The sequence below is a fragment of the Synechococcus sp. R5-15 genome (genome assembly GCF_047462035.1).
Taxonomy (GTDB): domain Bacteria; phylum Cyanobacteriota; class Cyanobacteriia; order Thermostichales; family Thermostichaceae; genus Thermostichus.
In genome coordinates, this window is record NZ_JANSIK010000008.1 from 48804 (window position 1) to 68534 (window position 19731).

Consider the following 19731-nt stretch of genomic DNA (forward strand, 5'->3'; position numbering starts at 1 on the left):
TATCGCGAACAGTCAATCGGCGATTAGAGACAGCCCTCTTCCTAGGAAGCGTTCTTTGGCCTATCGGCCCAGGGATTGCAGCCAGCCGAGCAGGGTGGTACCGGACAGAGCTTCAAACAGGATCAGGGCAACAAAGCCGATCATCGCCAAACGCCCGTTCAAGCGCTCTGCATATTCGGTGAAGCCCACGCGGGGGGTGCTGTCCACATACATTTCTGGCTCAATGGCGTAGTTGTTCAGCCGACCACCTTCTTCGACGACAACGGAGCGATATCGGGTCATAGGGTTCTCCTTGTGCTTTCTTCACCAGCGTAGCTCGCTTTGCATAGGATTGTAAAGTTTTATTTACAACGTTGTTGACGCCCAATGTTCCGAGCTGCCGGGCAGAGTTCAACCAGGCCAGGAACAGCCTGTAAGCAGGGTTGTGGCTCTTGTCCCAGTACAGGGGAGCTGATAATAGCAAGGGGACTGGAGGACAACCATGTCGGTGCTGGAACAGTTAAATATGCTGCTGGATGGCCAGCCGGTGGCCAGCTTGGCGGTGCTGGAGCAGGGATCCCCGGCGGTGTCGTTGGTGCCTTTTGTGGTGCAGCGGGATCCCTTGCGCTTTGCCATTGTCATCAGCGATCTTTCTGGCCACACCCAGGCTTTGCGGGCAGATCCCCGGGCCGCGCTACTCATCCACGAGCCGCCTACGCCAGGGGATCCCCGCAGTAACCACGCCCTGCCGCGGGTGATGGTGAGCGGAGAAGCCCAGTTTCTCAGCCGCGAGGAGGCGCAGGCGCAGGGGTTTGAAGCCCTCTACCGCGCCAAGTACGAGATTGCCGAGATGATCCTGGGCTTGGCGGATTTTCACTTCTGTCAGATCATCCCCAAAGCTGGCAGCTTCATCCAGGGGTTTGGCCAGGCATTCCGGCTGAGGGGCCCCAACCTGGATCAACTGGAGCACCTTGGTCGGGCGTAGATTATGAGAATTCCAAGGGCAGCCCGCGCCATCCTTGAGCCCAGGGAAGCTCTTGCTGCGCCGCTTCCTAGCTCCCCTCTTCTGGGGGGAGAGAATGGAGTCCTTTCTCAGGTTTTCGGGTGGGATCCCGGATCCAGTCCAACAGCAGCGGGTTGACCAGCTCGGGGGCTTCATCCTGGGGGCAATGGCCGACCCCCGGCAATGGGATGAACCCCACCACGCAAGGAAACTCTGCCAGGGCCCGCCCCAGAGCAATGGGTTCCCAGGGATCCGCTTCCCCCCACAAGATCAAGACGGGACAGGTGAGCTGAGGCAAGAGATCTTCAGCCAAAGGCCCCTGAGAATAGCGCACAAAGGCCAAAAAGACCTCTGCCGCCCCCGGCTCCAAAGCGGGTTTGAGCAAAAGCTGGATCAGCTCCTCGGTAACCGCTTCTTTGCGCCCGTAGGCTTGGAGGAGGATATTGCGAATGGCCCTAGCCTGGGCCACCTGAGCAAAGAAGAAACGACCAAAGGGGGGCCACCCCAGCAGGGATTGCAGCAAAGGGGTAAACTGGCGGCGCAGCCAGGAGACCTGGCCCCGTTTCCGCTCGTGCAATAGCCGCAGCGAGGGATCCAACATCGCTACCCCTAAAACCTGGGCTGGATCCAGAACCGCCGCCTGCAAAGCCACGATGCCCCCAATCGAGTTGCCCACCAGGTAGGCCGGCTGGCCCATCACCTCCCGCACAAAATCGGCCACCAGGGATCCCCAGGTCTCAAAGGTGTAGGGCAAAGGGGATCCCGGCAGGGGCTTGGCGGATCCCCCAAACCCCAACAAATCGACCGCATACACCTGACAGTGCTGCCCCAGCTCCGGCAAATTTTTCCGCCAATGGTCGCTGCTGGCCCCGAAGCCATGGATCAGCAACACGGCTGGGCCTGTGGATCCCGACTGTTGGTAGCGAATGGGCTGGTCACGCCAGAGCCAGCGATGCTCTGTGTTCGCGTTGGCGCTGCATGGCAACATGGGGGTGCAGTGTAGGTTTGAGTCAGCGTTGCGATCCTAACCGTTCGCGACAGCGGGACAAAGTCCTTGTGATCGGGGCAACTGAGAGTACTGGCGGAGGGTGGCCCCCTTCCACCCGTTGGCGCACTTGAATCGAGGAACAAGGATCGGCCTTCCTCTGAGTTGGGTGATCCCAAGGGGCACCACCAAGCGGCTACAACATCCCATCTCAAGCTTCCGGGAGAAAGTGGGCAATACTGGCAGTTGAGGGGTTTGCGGTAGGTCGGCTTTGATTTGGCTGGTTGGCCTCAGCTTGTTTGGCAGCGCTTTTTGCCTCTTTTGGGGACAGTTGCTGCTGGGCAAGTTGCTGCTGCCGCTGTGGGGGGGATCCCCCCTGGTGTGGAATACCTGCCTGGCCTTTTTTCAGGCCACCCTGCTTTTGGGCTACCTGTGGGCAGACCGGCTGGGGCGCGGCCTCAATCCCAGGATGGGGGTGCTGATCCACGGGATCTTGCTGCTGGTCGGGCTGAGGCTTCTGCCCTTTCAGCTGGGGATCCCCGGCCAACCGGAAGGATGGTGGCCCCCTCTCGCTCTGTTGGCAAACTTGACTTTGGGAGCTGGGGTGCCGCTGTTTCTCCTGTCGGCGACGACGCCGTTGCTGCAACGGGGGTTGGCGGCAAGAGGGGTCGCGGGGCAACGGGAGGCTTTGGATCCCTATTTTCTCTATGTGGCCAGCAATGCCGGCAGCTTGGGCGGGCTGCTGGGGTACCCGCTGGTGTTGGAGCCTCGTCTGTCTTTGGCTTGGCAAACTCTCCTGTGGACGGGATCCTACGCGCTGGTGGCAGCCCTGGTGCTGCTAAGCGGGGTGGGTCTGCTGCTCAGTCGCAACAGCGTTGCGGAGCAACAAGAACGCGGGGCAGATTCCCAGGGATCCGGCGCTGCTCCGGGGGATTTGACTGTTTCCTGGCGAGAGCGTTGGCGCTGGGCGGGTCTGGCTTTTTTGCCGGCGGGCCTGTTGGTGGCGGTCACCACCTTGTTGACCACCGACGTGGCGGCAGTGCCCCTGTTGTGGGCCATTCCTCTGGGGATCTATCTGCTGACACTCATGCTGGCTTTCGGGGGGATCCACCCCAATAAGGGGGTTTTGGGAACGACAGCTCTTCTGGCCTGCGGGGCGGTGGGGGTACAGGTCTTGGGCTGGGTGAGGCCGGGTTTTTTGCTTTTGCCGCTGCATCTGACCACCTTTGGGCTGGTGAGCTGGGGCTGCCACAGCCGGTTGGCTTGCCGTCGCCCGCCGGTGGAGCAGTTGACGCAGTTTTACCTGTGGCTGGCTTTGGGGGGGAGTTTGGGGGGAATGTTCTCTGCCCTCTTGGCACCGCAGGTGTTTGAGACGGTGCTGGAATATCCCCTGTTGCTGGGGATGTCGCTGGCCGTGCTAGGGGCGCAGGGGGGGCGGGTGGGCCTGTGGCTGGGGCTGGGGCTGCTCCTGCCTTTGCTGCTGTTGCACTTTCAACCGCAGGCGTTGCTGCAGGTGGGCGCTGGGGTGGGTTTGGCGTTGGGCTGGGCGGTGCTGGCGCTGTTGGTGTCAGGGGAGAGCCGTTCACAGCAGCAGAGCGGAGCCCCTGGCTGGCAGGCCAAGGTCGGTTGGGTGGGAGCAATGGCGGGGTTGGTTGTGCTGCTGGGGCAACCCTGGCTGCAGCCGGGACTGCAGGTGATCCACAGCGAGCGCAGCGCCTTCGGCCTCAACCGGATCGTGGAATACCAAACTGAGCAGGGATCCTTCCGCAGCCTTCTGCACGGCACCACTCTACACGGCAGCCAAAACTTGGACCCGGAAAAAGCGCTGGAGCCGCTGACCTATTTTTCTCGGTCTGGGCCGGTTGGGCAGGTGTTTGCGGCGTTCAGAGCCCAGACTGTGGATCCCACGCCCGCCATTGCGGTGTTGGGGCTGGGGATCGGCACGTTGGCCGCCTATGCCGAGCCAGGGGATGAGTGGACGTTTTTCGAGTTGGATCCCACCGTGGCCGATTGGGCGGGGCGCTATTTTTCCTATCTCCGGTGGGCCCAGACGCGGGCGCGGGTGCAGGTCATCCTCGGTGATGCCCGGCTCAGCCTCAAGGGGATCCCAGAGGGCAGCTATGACCTGATGGTGATGGACGCCTTCAGCTCTGACGCAGTGCCGGTGCATTTGCTCACGCAAGAGGCTTTGGCCCTCTACCTCAGCAAGCTCAAGCCCCACGGCTGGCTGCTCTTCAACATCACCAACCGCCACCTCGACCTGGCACCGCTGTTGGCTGGCCTGGCCGGATCCCTGCAGCTTCACGCTTGGCACCAAGACCACCGGGATCTCTCCCCTGAGCAACGCCAGGCGGGGCTGGCCCCTTCCCACTGGGTGCTGTTATCGCCGCGCGACGCTTCGACGACCGCCTCAGCAGGGCGGAGCCCTTTGGCCCAAAACTCTGGAGTCCTGCAGGAACTGGATCCCTGGCAGCCCCTTTTGCCCCAAGCCGGGGATCCCGTCTGGCGGGATGACTTTTCCAACCTGCTGCAGGTGATCCGCTGGCCTTGGATCCCTTTGCTAAAGGGTATCCAGATCCCCAGTTCTGGATAGGAATCCGGCTGCTATCGCTACGCGACCCTTCGGCAAACGTGTTAGCGTTGCGGAGCAGAAAAGTTAAGGAAATCTTTACAACTCGAAGTTGGTATGAGTTATGATTGTTTGCAACGTAACTGATGTCTGCTCGGGAGTCCGGCCCATGTCTCCTCTACAAGCCCTCACTGGCAATCCTCAAACCACCATGGCTGAAACCTCTGCGGCTCGTTTCGTGGCAATCGGGGGCAGCTTGCGGCCCAATTCCCTGACGTACCAGGCGCTGGAGGTGGCGCGGCGCGAGTTTGAGAAGTTGGGGATCCCGTTGCACATCCTCGATCTGCGGCAGATGAAGTTGCCCTTTGTGGATGGCTCGGAGTCCTATGCGGATTATCCCGATGTGGCAGTCCTACGAGCAACCATGAAGCGGGCGGATGGGATCATCCTAGCCAGCCCGGAGTACCACGGCGGCATCAGCGGCAGCCTGAAAAATGCACTGGATCTGTTGAGTTTTGAGCAACTGGAGGGTAAGGTCTTTGGGTTAATCAGCGTTTTGGGCGGCGAGAGCAACAGCAATACCCTGAACCAGATGCGCTTGATTGTGCGTTGGGTGCATGGCTGGGTGATCCCAGAGCAAATCGCCATCGGTCGGGCTTGGAGCGCTTTTGACGAGCAAGGCAATCTCAAAGACGAGAAGCTAAAACAGCGCTTTCAACACTTTGTCCAGAGCTTGGTGACCCATACTCACAAGCTGCGCGGGATCCCAGTGGTGAAGCCTTCCTGAAATTACAGTCATTCCAAACTAGATTGAGACACTCTCCAAGCGTTCCGCGACCAACCCCAGGGAAGTTAGGAAGCCATGAAGGACGGCTGCAGACAGACTACACTGGGGCTGGGTGAGAGATGAAAACCAAATCTTTCACTGCGTCGAGGATGGGGCGAACGCCCGACGTCGAGAATCCCTGCCCCTTGGGGCGGAGAGTATGCCAAAGTTGTTCCAAACAGCAACAAGTCCGGGCTCTCTTCTTCTCACCTGTTGCCTCAGCGTTGCCCAGCAACAAATAAGGCTCAGATCCGACGGAGATCTGGCTGAGAGGGCATTGACTTGCAGAGGAACCCGCAGAATAGCTCCACACAGGTATGGTTCAGTCTGTTCCCCCTCATTCCGATAGAGCTGGGCCAATATCTCCCCTGGTGGCCCTGCAAGCAACCTTGCAGCAGATGCGGGAGCAGAGCGATGCCAACACCCTCGTTCAGCTCACGCTGGAGTATGTCAAGGCGGTGTTTGGGGCGCCGCTGATCTGGCTGGCCTTTTACGACTATCCAAATCACCAGTTGGTGGGCCAGGGGGGAGTGACCCTTCTTGAGGATCAAACCCTACTGCGAGCGGTGCATCCTCTACAGCCGGGGGAGATCCTGGAGCAGGTGGTGATCGAGCAGCGACCGATCAGCCTGCCCGACCTCTCTCAGGAACCGCGCATGGGCATTTGGCAGCGGGAGGCCAGGCGACTGGGCGGGATCCAGGGCTGTTTCATTTATCCCTTCTCGGCCTACGGCCCGCTGTCGCGAACGGCAGTGGGACGGCGGCGCTGCTTGGGGATCCTGATGTTGGGATCCCAAATGTGGGGGGTTACCACCCATGAGGACGAAAAGGCTCTCTTGGGAATTTTGCTGGGGCAGTTGGCAGCCTCTCTGCAGGAGTTGGAAAACGCTTGGCAGCAGCAGACCGAAAAGCGCCTTGAGGATCCACTCCTGAGGTTGGGAACGGCGATGCGCCAGGCGGGATCCCTGCAGGAACGGGTCAGCTGGGTGAAGCAAGAGCTACAGTCTTTCCTGGGCGCCGTCCACATTCAGGTGTATTGGCACGAGCGCGGCCAGGGGCAGTTCGTCCCCCATGGAAGCGCCCCCAAAGCTGTTGGCAACAGCGGGGGGACGGAGTCCTCTCAGCCCCCTGTTCCCAAAGGGGCTAAAGTCGGAGCAGGGCCGACAGGAGAGGTCAGCCTTTCGCTGCGGGAATTGGGGGACATGTACTACACCCTCGCCGATGGCCAGGTGGTGGTGGGCGGCACAGGGACGACTCGCTCTGAGGTTCCCCCCAAGCTGATGCAGCAGTTGCGGGCCCAGGCCGTTTTGGCGGCCCCGATTTTGCTGGAAAAGGATCTGCTGGGGTTCATCTGGGTGCAATCGGATGTGCCCCGTACCTGGCAAGCCGCTGAGCGACAGTTGGTAGCTGCTGCCGCCAATGGGTTGGCCTTGGCTGCCCCCCTAGAAAATCTGGATCGCCGCATTCGCCAGTTGGCCGATGACCAAGAGTTTGTGCAACAGGTGGGCCGCTCGCTTTACAACCCGGCGGAGCTGCAACAGGCTCTCCAGCAAGCCGTTGTCGGCCTGGCCCAGCGCCTGAAAGTCGGTGCAGTGGCCGTGTTGACGGTGGATCCCGACAGCCCCATCCCCCGCCTCTTCTACGAGTACCGCAGGGAAGGCAAGCAGACTTTGCCACAGCAGCTCAGCCCTCTGAGCGACCAGGACTGGCAGGATCTCATGCGCAGCGAGGTGGTCGTGGCAGAAAACTACGACCAAGATCTGCGCCTGCTCTCTTGGCGGCAGGAACTGGCAGGAGTTCGTTCCCTGATGCTGACCCATACCGGGGCCAACACACCCGTGGAAGGGCTGCTCTTGGTGTTGCATCCCCAGCTACGGGCCTGGAGCCGGGAAGAGCGGCAACTGCTGCGGGGGATTGCCCAACAGGTGGGGGTGATCCTGCGGCAAATTCGGTCAGAACAACGCCGGCAACGACAAGAGCAGTTGCTCAAGGGCCTGATCACCACTTGTTTAACCTTGCAAAACTCGGCCACCTTGTCAGATCTGTACACCACTACCACTCGACAGACGGCCCAATTGCTGGGGATCCCTCTGGCGCTGGTGGTCAGTTGGCAGCCGGGGGAAAGCCGGGCTCAGCTCCAGGGGCCTTTTACTACCGCTGCCGGGACGGAGACCGGCCCCACCGAGATCGACCTGCAAGATCCCCTACTGGCCTACGCGCTGCAGTCGGCAGAACCTCTGCCGCTCACCCAGGAGCAGATCCCCCCTGCCAGCCGCACTTGGCTCAGTCGCGTCAGCGGTGCGGAGCACTTTGCTGCCGGCCTGGGATCCTGGCTGCTGGTGGCGCTGGGGGAGACAAACTCCTCGCAGGCGGGAGCTTTGGGAGTTTTGATCTTGGGGGCAGAAGCGGGCAAGGTTTGGGATCCCGACGAGCGGGCGGCTGTGATGCTGATCGCCCAGACCTGCGGCTGGACGCTGCGGCGCTTGCTCTGGATGCAAACTTTGCAAGAGCGGCAGGAGGTGCTCAGGGAGTTGAACTGGTACAAGCACCGCCGCCTGCTGGATATGCAGAATGCCCTTCTGGACAGCCTGCACCGCCTGGGTCAGGTGCCGGAGATCCCCGGAGACGAAGCCACCCGCTGGCAAAAAGTAGTGGAAATTGGCAGAGGGCTGCGGGATCTGACCGTCTCCACAAGGCCGTTGTTGCAGTCGGAAACTTGGCAGGTGCAGCCGCAGTCGCGGTCGGTGCCCTTGGCAACCTTGGTGCGCAAAAGCCTGCGCCGAGTGGAGGCCCTGACCCAAAAACGCAAGTTATGGCCGCGGGCCCATGGGGACATGAGCCTTACCATCCAGGGGGATCCCGAACGACTGGAGATGGTGCTCTGGGAGGTGTTGACAGCCGCTATTTTGCGCAGCCCGGAAGGGGGGCGGCTGGATCTGTGGAGCCAAGCCAGCGTTCGCGATAGCGATGCGGAGCCCTTTGGCTATGCAGAGCTGCTGGTGGTGGATCAGGGCAGCTTCGACCCTCACCTGATGGCCGCCCTTCAGTTGGGGCCAGAGCAGGTGATCTACGCAGATCCTCTGCTCAAGTCGCCTCTATCGGTAAGTCCTGGTCTGGAACTCAGCCTGTGTCAACGGGTGGTGCAGCGGATGGGGGGCCAGCTCTCCTTTTACCTCTCTTCCGATGGGCGTTGTGTCTCTCGGCTGCTCCTGCCGATGGGCAGCGACGAGCCCCATCCCCCTGGGTAGGAAAAAGCTGTGTTGCCGGTCACCTTAGGGGGACAAGGTTCTGAGCAGCCAAAACAGGGGCAGTAGAGCCAGTAGGCCGCGATCCAGCCGCCGCAGTTGTAGGCGGTGCCAGCGCAGGGGATGGTCTGGGCCGGTCAGCCCACGGGCCTGCATTGCCATAGCCGTCTGTTCGGCACGCAGGAGCAAGTTTTCAAAAAAGCGCTCCACCAAGGCCAGCAGGGTTTGCATCCCGCCCCGGAAACTCAGGGATCCCCAGCGCACATCCCGAGTTCGCACCGCCCGCGCCAAGTTTTGCACCTCTTCCATCACCAAAGGCAGAAAGCGCAGCGCCAAGGTGAGGGTGAGAATTACTTCGGCAATCGGCCATCTCCAACGCTTGAGAGGCTGCAACCATTGGCCGATCCCCTCGGCAATTTCTTCGGGGGCCGTGGTCAACAGAAACAAATGGGTAGCGTAGAGCAACGTAAAAATGAGGGTGCCCAGCCGCAGCGCCACCGATAGAGAACGGCGGGAGACCTGAAAGGTTCGTCCCAATAGGGAAAACTGAACCAGGCGGTAGCGATAAGGAGTTTGCCAGGCACGGGTTTGCGCCCGCCAGGCACGGTTTGGGGATCCCTGTTCTACGGCCAAGTCGAAGTGCCCTGCACCGCTAACGGGAACAGCGGGGATCCCGGTCAGCCCATAGCCCACCACCTGCATATCCTGCCGTTGCGGTTGGGGAAAAACCCCCAATCCATCCGGCGCCAAGCTGGTGATCCCAAAGGTGAGCAGGCTCAGGGCCAGCACCAGGGAGAGTTGGCCCGACCAAACCCGGCGCGGCAGACGGGCCGCCACAGTTAGCAGCAGAAGAGCCACCACCACGGCCAAGCGCCAACCATTGCCGGCCAAAATGGGGCTGAGGAGAAAGCTGAGCAGCCAGGCCAGCTTAACCCGCGGATCCAGGCAATGTAGCCAGGTGCGAGGCTCTTCCAGATAAATCCCCAGCGGGGCATTGCGCAGAATATCCACAACAGTTGAGAAGGAAGCAGACTATACCCCTTAAAAGGGCGGGACCGAGAACTCCGTCCCCGTAGCGCGGTCGCAGCAGCGTTGCGGAGCAATAACAGCTGGCAGCAAGGGAGAGCTAGAGCCGTTCCACCAGACGGGTGGAGCCCGACTGGGCGGCGACCCATCCCCCGGGCGCGCCATCTCGCTCAATGCGCAGCCAGACGGGCACCTGTCCCTCCCCAGCCTGCACCTCCACCACCCGCAGCAGGGCTTGGCGTGGGGCTGTCCCGACAATGGCTCCCGTCAGGCTGGGTTGCTGGCGAATGTTGAGGCCATCGTTGGAGACCACCCGCACCTGTTGTACTCCTTGCCACTCCGCCAGAGGGCCGGTTAGCTCAGGCGGGGGAGTGAGTTCCGTCTGGCCGGGATTGTCGTTCGCGGAGGCGTCGCGTAGCGATATGTCAACCGGCGGCTGCTCAATTTGCACCTGGGGTTGCTCCAGCGGTGGTGCCGGCGGCGGCGTGAAGAGGCCCCGCAACATTTGCCAGATGACCAATAGGGAGAGGATGCCCACACCGACCACCCCGGCCATTCGCGCCAGCGGTGCGGAGCCCAAACGAACGCCAGCGGGAAAGGTAGGACGCTTACGGCCCCCCAAGCGGCTGCGGCGGTAACGCTCCACATCCTGCAAACCGATCGCGCCAGCGGACCTTAGGCCCTGGACTCCGTCCCCCTGAGGGGAACGGTCTTGGGCGCGTTCGCGACAGCGGTGCGGAGCACTAGAACTCTCATCCGCAAGAGCAGAGACGCCCGCCTTGGGGGTGCTGCGGTAAGAGGGCAAATCCGAGAGGCGCGGGGGTTCTGGCACCCCCTGTTGCCAAGGGGCGGGTGGGCGATACAATTCCTGGGTTGGCTCAGGACCCACCACGGCAGGCAAATGAGGTGGGGGATGGGGGGCTTGTTCGCGACAGCGGTGCGGAGCACTGGGAGAGAGCATCCCTGCCGGCGGGTCTTCGCGGCTGGGCATTTCGTCCAGGTAAGCTTGTACTTGGGGGTTGTCGAAGTAGGCTTGCAACGTCACTTGGGCGGCTTCCAGACCGCGGAACTCCGGGAACACCTCCTCCTGAAACCATTTTTCTGTGAAGCGGCACAGACCCGGCAGATGGTCGGGAGAACCGGCGGAGTGTTCCTCAATAAATTGCAGGGCCTCTACTTCCTGGGTGGAGCGCAGATGGGCGAGCGCCTCTTCGGTCTGCCCCAGCAACAGACTACAGATGGCTTGCTCCAGGTGTACATCTTGCCGCTGCGCCAGACGAGCCAGGTAGCCGCGAGCACGCCGCACCAGGGCCGGACGATTTTCCAGATAACCTGCCGCCAGCAACACCTGCACGGCCAAGTAGGCGGCCACCATCGAGGGACGCTCAGCCTCCTGCTCGAACAGCTCTTGCTGTTCTTTGAGGGTGAGGTGGCGACGTACCCGTTGGATAAAGCGCAGGAAATCTTCGGTGCTGAGGCCAGAGCCATCCTGCCCCACCCCCTCGATGCCGCCCCGTTCGTCCAGCATGGCTTTGAGGAGAGCCAGTCCCTGCTGCCGCTCCCCATTCGCATCAGCGGTGCGGAGCACAAGAGTCTCTCTTCCAGCTTGGGCGGGAGCACTTTGGCTGAGGAGTTGCAAAATGCGATAGGGACGCAGCTTGCCCAAATCGATACGGATCTCCGCTTGCATCTGCGGAAAGGCCTGATACTCCTCCAGCTCCGCCAAGCCCGCCTGTAAAGAACGCGCCGCCTCTTCGTAGGATCCCTGTTGCCAGGCTTCTCGACCCAGTTCCAGACGAGCGATGGCCCGCGCCAAAATGGCATCGGAACGAGCAGGGTGGCCCTGCTCCAACAGGTGTTGAGCCAAGTCCAACGCAGCCTGGTACTCTCCGGCTTCGCAATACAAGCACAGCACTCCCGGCAAGCGTGTTTCCTCCACCGTTAAGGTGGGATCCGTTGGCATGAGGTGTTCGTCGTAGTTTCGTCGTGCCTCAGGGTTCAGCAGCACAGAAGCCGCCTCTTGGATCATCTGGGCGCGAGCTTCCACAGCCTGTGGCGAGAACCCCGACAGCCAGGAGCGCTCGCCCGGCTTGAGATCGATCCGCTCCCGGTATGCCTGTTCAATCTGATGCTCATCTGCCCGTGCCGACAGCATCAAAACCCGATAATAGTCGAGGGGCACCCGCACCGTCATGGTTTTTGTCCGCGCTCTCCTGTTCGTGCCAGCGGGACGGAGTCCTTGGACAACTTACCCGCATCGACTTAACTGTAGTCCTTTTCGTGGGTAAAAGGGATCCCCCCTCGGGAATCGCTGCTCCGCCCCTACCAGTTCCAGCTACCCGGCTCTCCTTTGAAAGGGCCTACGACCTTTGAGGTGATCCAACCGCCGTAGAAATCTCCGGGTTGAGGCCGGACTCGTTCTCCACCTACCCGGCACTCCTGCACACGGCCTGGATAAAAGGCAAGGTAGTCGCGGATGGGCAAAAACGCCGGGCTGGGATCCGGATAGCTCCAGGCGGCATCTACGGCTGTTTGGGATCCGACCTGAACTGTCCAGTAGCAGGCAGCCCCTTTGAACTCACAGAAAGAGGTGCGAGAGCTGGGGCGGAGATACTGCAGTCGAACGTCGGTGGGGGGAATGTAGTAGGTGGGCGGGTGGCTGGTTTCCAGGACGCGGTAGCAACGGCGGCTTTGGGCAATGAGCTCGCCATTGAAGAGAACTTCCACCAGTTCTGTGGTGGGCTCCAGACGAGGTGGGCGCGGATAGTCCCAGACAGATTCTTGTCCTGGATGGGGAGAAATCGGTTGGGGAGACATGGGTCAATATCTTCAATATCTAAAGCAGACGGGTGGCCTCCAGCAGTTTGGCGTACCGGATCAGCAGCAAAGACTGTTGCTCCGGCAGCGGCTGAATAACCCCCTGCTGCTGCAGACGGCTCAGTACCGCCAGGGCTGTCTCCCGGCTAACTTGGCTGATATCGGCCAAATCCTGGGGGGGAGGGTAGACAATGCGCATCCCCTGGGGGGTCTTCTCGCCAAAAGCTTCCGCCAGTTGCACCAGCGTATGCACCACTCGCAGCGGGGGGCTCTGCTGGTCAAGATCCGCCTGCAAGTTGGCCAGGCGCAGGCGACGGGAGAGGCTGCAGGCCAGCTGGTAACACAGTTGCGGCTCCCGCAACATCAGCGCTTTGAAGGTTGCCGCCGGGATCCCGGCCACCCGCAGCGGGGTTAGGGCCAGCACATCTCGCGAGCGGGGAGCTTCGTCCAGTACCGCCATTTCCCCTACCCAAGCGCCCGGCCCCAGCAAGGCAAGGGTTTTGGTGCTGTCTTGCGCCCGCAAAGCCCGCCGCACCTTAGCCCAGCCGGCGAGGATCAGATAAACTACGCTGCCCCAGGCATCTTGCATGAAGAGGGCCTGTCCCGCCGGGATATCCCGCAGCTTGACCTGGGATCCCAGCCATTGCAAGGACGTTGCCGAAAGTTCGGCCAACATGGGTACCGCCTTGAGCTCGGAGAGGACGGCAACAGGAGCATCGGAAGTCATGGCGGGTCGGACGTTTCACCATACCGCAAGCCCACTGTAGCCCAGTTACCAACTCAAGAGCTATCCTGCAATCCACCACCCCGCCATGTGCGCCAAGATCTAGTGAGGAGGTGGTCTTGCTGTGGAGTCTTGCCGGTATGGCCCTCAGAGCCTCTAGAGCTACCCTGCGGTTGAGGGTGGGGGGAACCCAAACTCTGCCATTTCGTCTGGGCAACAGAGGTTCTGTCTGGGAGGGGATCCCTCCGCTGTTGCTGTTGTTACAACCTATGGATGCCTATGGATGCTGCCCTCAGCGACATCAGTGGCCAGCGCTGGTCGGTCTTGGTGAAGAACGTGCCTGTGCGGCCCGAAAAGCTCGCTGATGTGGATCTGGTGCTGCTCTGTCAGCAGGGATCCCAGCCCCATCGGGAGGCTTTTGCCGAGTTGATGCGTCGCCATCAGGCCCATGTGGACAAGGTGCTCTATCATCTTGCCCCGGACTGGCAGGACCGGCATGACTTGGCCCAGGAAGTTTGGATCCGGGCCTACCGCCACCTGAAACGCCTACAGGAGCCGGCAAAATTTCGCAGCTGGCTGGGGCGGATCGCCACCAACCTGTTTTACGACGAGCTGCGCAAGCGCAAACGACAGCAGCAGCCCCTTTCTCTGGATGCGCCGATTCAGATGCGGGATAGCGAGATGGAGTGGGAGCTGCCCAGCGAGAGCCCCAGTCCCCATGAGCACCTCGCCACCTGCGAGTTCTACGAGCGATTGCACCAAGCCGTCCGCGACTTGCCGCAGGCCTTTCGCCAGACAATCCTGCTGCGGGAAATTCAGGGAATGGCTTATGAGGAAATTGCCGAGATCACAGGGGTGTCTTTGGGCACTGTTAAGTCTCGCATTGCGCGCGCCCGCGCCCGCCTACAATCCACCCTAAAACCCTACCTTAATGGTGAATGACCATGGTTCGCGGCAACCCCAACCCCGACCCCAGGGATCCCCAGCAAGAGCTGCCGGTGGTGGATGAGCGCTTTGAACAGTTGAGCGCCTACTTGGATGGGGAATTGTCGTCTCAAGAGGCGCGGCAGGTGGAAGATTGGCTGGCCAGCGATCCTCAGGCGCGGCAACTGTACAGCCAACTGGCAGCTCTGCAGGCCGGTTTGGCCAATCTCAAGGCCCCAACCTTGAACTCCACCCAGACGGAGCTGTTGATCAGCCGTGTGTTCGCCGAGCTGGATCGGCGGCCAATGCTCGACCTGGGCTGGCGGCAACGTAAGGGCACCCCTTGGGGACGGGTGGCAGCGGCTGTAGTGGCCTTGGCAGGGGCGGGCTGGGTGGGATGGCGTTGGTCTCATCCCCAGCCTTTGGTATCGCTGGAAGATCCGCCGGTGCGCGTGGCCATCGTGCCTGCCTCTGCTCGTGTTGCCCAACGCTATCTTTTCGAGCCGGGGCAAAAGCAAGATGCCTACTCGATTTTGTTTGAGACAATCCCCAACCGTGGATCTCGCCCCGCCAACGCGACCAGGGCCGAGGTGGGCTGGGAATGACCTGAGCAGGCTTGAGAAAGACTGAGGAGCGCAGGGTGGAAAAAGCAGTTCGCTGGGCTTGTGGGCTAGGAGTCTGCCTTTGGCTATGCAGTCTGGGATCCCTGTCGGCCCAGGCAGATCCCAGCAGTAGCCATCTGGCAGCGCCGTTCGCGCCGGCGGGACAGAGTCCGAAGGAGTTGCACTCCTCTCCCAGCGGACAGGAGCCTGCCCCCCAGCCCACAAACCTGCCTTCACCCGGATCCCGTCTCACCCCTGCCCCCGATCAAAACCAATGGGCCCCTCCCAAGACGGAGCTATCGCCCTTTCCGGACTTCCCCCTTCTCAAGGAGTTGGATCCGCCCCCGCCAAGCTTGGCCGACCTGGGCATCCATTGGGATCGCTTGGCCCTGCTGCCGGATCCCGAGCTGGCAGAGGAAATGGATGTGGAGTTCAGCCGCCGTCTAGCCCGCCTAAACCGGCAAATTGCCAACCAACAAGAGCGCCTCTACCGCCTTTTGCAAACCTGGGACTCCGACGAGGCCGATATCCGCCAAATTCAGGCCCAACTGAGCCAGTTGCGGACAGAACGGGATCGCCTAGCTCTGGAACACCTGTTGATGCTGCGGCAGTTGCAAGAGAACTTCGCCCTACCTCTACCCGACCGCTCGGCTGCCAGCTCTCCCTGAGGATCCCTTGGGTTCAGGCTATGATTGAGCAAGGGCAGACGCAACCCCCAACGGAGCTGAGCGATGGCCAAAGTGCCCAGCAACCCAGACATTGAGCAATTAGCTGCTGCCATTGGTAAAGAAGTTTACATCGATGTGGCCCGCTGGCATCTTTACCTGCGCGATGCCCACCTGCATACCCTTTTGGCGGAGCGACTGGCACCCCAGGTGATGGCAGGCAAGGTGGATGAGGACGCCGTCACAGAGATCTTGCAAGGGATCCCGGTGAAAGTGGGGGGTGGGCGCAAAGAATTGCCCCTGGCCGATCTCCTGCCGATGCAAAGCCTGCTTAACCTGCTGGACGTGCTGGAGGAGTTCAGCCGCAAATGGGCCCAATAGAGACCAATAGAGAAAGGTAGAGCGGTGCATCATCAGTCTAAACCTATGCGGCCTGGCCCCTGGCTCAAGCTCGGCAGCTTTGTTTCGTTGCTCTGGCTGTTGTCGGCTTGCCAGGGAACCGAGTGGGGAGAACAGCTAGAGCGCGCTGTACGCCCAGTGGGCCCGCCCACAGCCCAATCTGAGCCGCTGGCACCTCCCTCGCCTCAACCTTCGCCGGGATCCATCCCACCCTCTATCTCGATCCCCACTGCTCCCGCCCCCTCTTCACCTCTGCCCAGCCAGGACAGCAGCCGCTTTACAGACTTGGAGCCCGGATCTCTGGTGGCCCGTTCGGTGGGATACCTAGATCGGTTGGGAGTTTTTGCCGATATCTCCAGCAGCGAATTTCAGCCGCAGCGCAGCGTTCGTCGCGGAGAATTTGCCCGTTGGCTGGTGTTGGCCAACAACGCCATCCACGCCGATGAGCCCAGCCGGCAAATCCGCCTGGGATCCCCCTCGGAACGCCCCCTCTTTTTGGATGTGCCGGAAGAGGATCCCAACTTTCGCTACATTCAAGCCCTGGGAGCTGCTGGCTTAATTACCGGGGATGCCAATCGAGAGTTTCGCCCCAACAGCCTGCTGTCGCGGGCAGAGTTGATCCGCATGAAGGTGCCTCTGGACTTACCTCCCGGCCAGATCAAGGGATCCCGAGCGGAGCTGGAAGAGCGCTGGGGGTTTACCGATGCGGCGCAAATTCCTCCTGAGGTTGTTCCTGCTCTGGTAGCGGATCGCAGTCTGGAGAATGCCTCCACCGTGCTGCGCACCTTTGGCCCCATCCGCACCTTCAACCCCTTCGAGCCGGTCAGCCGCGGGGAAGCTGCCATTGCCTTATCGGCTTTTGGGGAACGAACAGCCCAAGACGCCCTACCCCAGCCGCCAGCCCTGCCAGACCCAACCCCTGAGCCTCAGCCTTCTCCCCCTGCCGCAGAACCGCAACAAACGGCCTCTCCTGAGCCGGATCCCACCCCTGCCTCTCCCTCGAATGCCGTTGATGAGCCCTCTGCGCCGGCCCGCCCCCGTTCCTCGGAAGTTGCCCCAGGAGAGGGCAGGATCGTTACCCCACGCCAAACCCAACCCTGAGGTGAGAGGGATCCCATTGGCGTATGCTGTTGGGCTCTGTCAGCAGATAGAACGCCTCAGAACCCCAGCAGGGATCCCTGCTACGGCTCTTACAAGGAGCAAAAGGAGCCATAACAATAAAAACTATCCCTAACTCCCTTCGGGAGAGGGGCTGTACAGCGCAGAGGACTTCCGCCCCCATTCCCCAGGCGGCTCTAGCTCTTGCCAGTCCCCTGAGCGCCCCTCTGCTGGGGAAAACCCTTGCCGCCCATAGCCTATAGAATGGGGGAAGCCAGCCTTGGAAAACCTGCAGGGATCCCAACTGTGTCCGCCATTGTTCCTGAAATCCGTTCTGCCGATCTGCTGCGCTACACCGTGATTGGGTCGCGGCGGCCCAGCGTGTACTTTTGGGCGGTGGCGCTGACGGGGGGAGGGCTGGGCTTTACCTTGGCCGGCCTTTCCAGCTATCTCCACCGCAATTTGCTCCCCTTTTCCGACCCCGCCAGCCTGGTGTTTATTCCCCAGGGCATTGCCATGCTCTTTTACGGGGTGCTCGGATCCCTGGCGGGGCTATACCAGTGGCTGAGTTTGTATTGGAACTTGGGAGGCGGCTACAACGAGTTCGACCGGCGCACGCAAAAGATAACGCTGGTGCGCCAGGGCTTTCCGGGCAAAAACCGTGAAGTTCGCCTAGAGTATGACTTTACCGAGGTGCAGAGCCTGCGAGTGGAGCTGAGAGAAGGGCTCAATCCTCGCCGAGCTATCTATTTGCGGGTGAAAGGACGCGGCGATATCCCCCTCACCGGAGTGGGTCAGCCACCCCCCCTAGCCGAGATCGAAAACCAAGCGGCAGAGATCGCCCGCTTTCTCAACGTCAGCTTAGAGGGCATTTGATTCCCTGGGGCATCATGCGCTGTGATCGCACCCTGATGGCCGCGTGAGGGATGTGTGCCCTACTACGAATGGGTGACCAACTACATTGCTGTAATCGGTGGGCGCTAATGCGGAGGCCTTGAAGAGATCCCGGATCCCTTTGGGGTGGGGAGACCCTCTTCTGGATTAGAGTCCTTTCAAATTAGTTCAAATTAGATTGAGACTAGGTTGAGACGCTCCCCAGGTGTTTCGCGCTGCAGCCCTTCTTCCAGAGGGAGAAATGACCATATCTGCACAACTGAAGCGCGCGCTGCCGAGCGTCGCTTTTTAAAACCTCGGGATGGAGAGCATCTCAAAAACTAGCCTTCGCCAGCTTGAGGAGAGGAACCCAGGGATCCCTCGACTGCCACCTGAAGTCTTGCCGACTCTGGAAGGAAGGCTTGTGCGGCTGGGAACCCCAAGAACGGGCTTTGCTCTACCGCCTGGGTGGAGAGGGTAAAGAGGGGATTGGAGAGGATCCCGGCAAAGATGGTAGCCACCAAAGTGAACACCAAGCCCACCCGCAGAGCCTGCATGCCTTCCGCCTGCCAGTTGGTCTCGGGGTAATTCCGCACCGAAACCGACATCTCCTGCGGCTCTTTCACCACGATGGTTTTCACCACCCGCACGTAGTAGTAGATGGAGATGACGCTGGTGACCAACCCCACCAACACCAAGGTATAGGCCCCCGCCTGCCAACCGGCCCAGAACAGATACAGCTTGCCGAAGAAGCCCGCCAGAGGGGGCAATCCACCCAACGAGAGCAGACAAATGCTCAAGCACAGGGTGAGGAAGGGATCCTTTTGGTAGAGGCCGCTGTACTCGCTAATTTCATCGGTGCCGGTCTTCAGGCTGAACAGGGTGATGCACAAAAAGGCCCCCAGGTTCATGGCCAAATAGACCATCAAGTAAAAGATCAAGCTGGCATAGCCTGCCTCAGTGCCCGCCACCAAGCCGATCAAAACAAAGCCCGCCTGACCGATGGAAGAATAGGCCAGCAGCCGTTTGAGGCGGGTTTGGGCAATGGCCACCACATTCCCCAGCACCATGGTCAAAATGGCCAGCACCGAGAGCACCGCCCGCCACTCTTCCGTCATGGCCGGAAATACGGTGGCCAGAAAGCGCACCGCCAAGGCAAAGCCTGCTGCTTTGGATCCCACTGACAAAAAGGCCACCACCGGCGTTGGGGATCCCTCGTAGACATCAGGAGTCCACTGGTGAAAGGGCACTGCCGCCAACTTAAACCCGATACCACCAATGCAGAGCACCAAAGCGATGATCCCTGCCAAGCCGGCATCCCCCATAGAGGAGGCAATGGCTTCCAGCTTCGTTTGCCCACCCGAAAGGCCGTAGAGCAGCGACATGCCGTAGAGGAAAATGGCCGTGCTGCTGGCCCCGATCAAGAGATATTTCAGGGCTGCCTCCGAAGAACGGGGATCCCGCTTGGTATAGCCGGCCATCAGGTAGCTGGCGATGCCCAGCGTTTCTAAAGATACAAACACTAGGATCAAGTCCGTCGCCCCGGAGAGGAACATGCCCCCCAAGGTGGCCGTGAGCAGCAACACATAAAACTCGCCTGTGGGCGCTCCGGACTGAGAGATGTAGCGCTCCGCCATCATCACGGTCAGTACCGCCGTCCCCACCACCAGGCCACGGAAGAGAATGCTGATGGGATCCGCCGCAAAGCTGCCCAAGAAGCTCTCCAACTGGGGCTGCTGCCACTGCAACACCAAGGTCACCAAGGCCCCGATCAAGCCAAAGATGGAGAGGGCCGGAAGACTTTTGCGCGCCGCCGAACCACCGACCAAATCCACCACCAAGACGAGCAAGAGGGTGAGGGTAACCACCACTTCTGGCCAAATGGCACCGGCATACAGGTTTCCGGTTGGGGCAAAGACATCCATAGGGGAAGACATGAAGACAGATGAAGGGGATCCACAGCCAGCATACCGCGATTTCCGGTCTCTCTTTCCGC

General features: G+C 60.9%; 17 protein-coding genes. 10 read left to right on the forward strand and 7 right to left on the reverse strand.

All coding sequences use genetic code 11. The features are described from left to right. Positions 1 to 60: 60 nt before the first annotated feature. Entirely contained in the window at positions 61 to 282 is a 222-nt protein-coding gene (locus NW839_RS00975; protein WP_414349692.1) for a high light inducible protein, read from the reverse strand. 199 nt (positions 283 to 481) lie between these two features. Between NW839_RS00975 and NW839_RS00980 the strand changes: the two genes are divergently transcribed. After that, a complete protein-coding gene (locus NW839_RS00980; RefSeq protein WP_414328820.1) occupies positions 482 to 964 on the forward strand; it encodes a pyridoxamine 5'-phosphate oxidase family protein in 483 nt (160 codons plus the stop codon). A 67-nt stretch (positions 965 to 1031) separates the two neighbouring features. On the opposite strand, the gene NW839_RS00985 is transcribed toward NW839_RS00980, so the two are convergent. Further along, positions 1032 to 1970, reverse strand: a complete 939-nt coding sequence (locus NW839_RS00985) for an alpha/beta fold hydrolase (RefSeq protein ID WP_414349693.1) — start codon at positions 1968 to 1970, stop codon at positions 1032 to 1034. Between the two features lie 268 nt (positions 1971 to 2238). On the opposite strand from NW839_RS00985, the gene NW839_RS00990 reads away from it, so the two are divergent. The 3 genes from NW839_RS00990 to NW839_RS01000 all read left to right on the forward strand — a co-directional run bounded on the left by NW839_RS00990 (position 2239) and on the right by NW839_RS01000 (position 8610). Beyond that, positions 2239 to 4560, forward strand: coding sequence for a spermidine synthase (locus NW839_RS00990; RefSeq protein ID WP_414349694.1), 2322 nt, complete (start codon positions 2239 to 2241; stop codon positions 4558 to 4560). A gap of 145 nt (positions 4561 to 4705) precedes the next feature. Then, on the forward strand, positions 4706 to 5323 hold the full coding sequence (locus NW839_RS00995; RefSeq protein ID WP_414349695.1) for an NADPH-dependent FMN reductase: 618 nt from the start codon (positions 4706 to 4708) through the stop codon (positions 5321 to 5323). 356 nt (positions 5324 to 5679) lie between these two features. Next, complete coding sequence (locus tag NW839_RS01000; RefSeq protein WP_414349696.1) at positions 5680 to 8610, forward strand: GAF domain-containing protein; 2931 nt, start codon at positions 5680 to 5682, stop codon at positions 8608 to 8610. A gap of 24 nt (positions 8611 to 8634) precedes the next feature. Here NW839_RS01000 and NW839_RS01005 read toward each other — a convergent pair whose 3' ends face one another. The 4 genes from NW839_RS01005 to NW839_RS01020 all read right to left on the reverse strand — a co-directional run bounded on the left by NW839_RS01005 (position 8635) and on the right by NW839_RS01020 (position 13177). Continuing rightward, positions 8635 to 9618 (reverse strand): energy-coupling factor transporter transmembrane component T family protein, encoded by a 984-nt coding sequence (locus NW839_RS01005; protein ID WP_414349697.1) that lies wholly within the window; start codon positions 9616 to 9618, stop codon positions 8635 to 8637. A 115-nt stretch (positions 9619 to 9733) separates the two neighbouring features. Next, on the reverse strand, positions 9734 to 11827 hold the full coding sequence (locus NW839_RS01010; RefSeq protein ID WP_414349698.1) for an SH3 domain-containing protein: 2094 nt from the start codon (positions 11825 to 11827) through the stop codon (positions 9734 to 9736). A gap of 128 nt (positions 11828 to 11955) precedes the next feature. After that, entirely contained in the window at positions 11956 to 12450 is a 495-nt protein-coding gene (locus NW839_RS01015) for a DUF427 domain-containing protein (protein WP_011433071.1), read from the reverse strand. 19 nt (positions 12451 to 12469) lie between these two features. After that, on the reverse strand, positions 12470 to 13177 hold the full coding sequence (locus tag NW839_RS01020; RefSeq protein WP_414349699.1) for a Crp/Fnr family transcriptional regulator: 708 nt from the start codon (positions 13175 to 13177) through the stop codon (positions 12470 to 12472). Positions 13178 to 13453: 276 nt separating this feature from the next. On the opposite strand from NW839_RS01020, the gene NW839_RS01025 reads away from it, so the two are divergent. The 6 genes from NW839_RS01025 (at position 13454) to NW839_RS01050 (ending at position 17738) form a co-directional block, all read left to right on the forward strand. After that, on the forward strand, positions 13454 to 14116 hold the full coding sequence (locus NW839_RS01025) for a sigma-70 family RNA polymerase sigma factor (RefSeq protein ID WP_414349700.1): 663 nt from the start codon (positions 13454 to 13456) through the stop codon (positions 14114 to 14116). 2 nt (positions 14117 to 14118) lie between these two features. Continuing rightward, a complete protein-coding gene (locus NW839_RS01030; RefSeq protein ID WP_414380437.1) occupies positions 14119 to 14703 on the forward strand; it encodes an anti-sigma factor family protein in 585 nt (194 codons plus the stop codon). 35 nt (positions 14704 to 14738) lie between these two features. After that, positions 14739 to 15368, forward strand: a complete 630-nt coding sequence (locus NW839_RS01035) for a hypothetical protein (protein ID WP_414349702.1) — start codon at positions 14739 to 14741, stop codon at positions 15366 to 15368. A 63-nt stretch (positions 15369 to 15431) separates the two neighbouring features. Further along, positions 15432 to 15746 carry a DUF3181 family protein gene (locus NW839_RS01040; RefSeq protein ID WP_011433076.1) on the forward strand — a complete coding sequence of 105 codons (315 nt, stop codon included), beginning with the start codon at positions 15432 to 15434 and terminating at the stop codon, positions 15744 to 15746. Between the two features lie 45 nt (positions 15747 to 15791). Continuing rightward, on the forward strand, positions 15792 to 16865 hold the full coding sequence (locus NW839_RS01045) for an S-layer homology domain-containing protein (RefSeq protein ID WP_414349703.1): 1074 nt from the start codon (positions 15792 to 15794) through the stop codon (positions 16863 to 16865). A 303-nt stretch (positions 16866 to 17168) separates the two neighbouring features. Then, positions 17169 to 17738, forward strand: coding sequence for a photosystem I assembly protein Ycf4 (locus NW839_RS01050; RefSeq protein WP_414349704.1), 570 nt, complete (start codon positions 17169 to 17171; stop codon positions 17736 to 17738). Positions 17739 to 18076: 338 nt separating this feature from the next. Here the strand turns inward: NW839_RS01050 and NW839_RS01055 are convergent, their stop codons facing one another. Beyond that, a complete protein-coding gene (locus NW839_RS01055) occupies positions 18077 to 19660 on the reverse strand; it encodes an NAD(P)H-quinone oxidoreductase subunit N (RefSeq protein WP_414349712.1) in 1584 nt (527 codons plus the stop codon). Positions 19661 to 19731 lie beyond the last annotated feature (71 nt).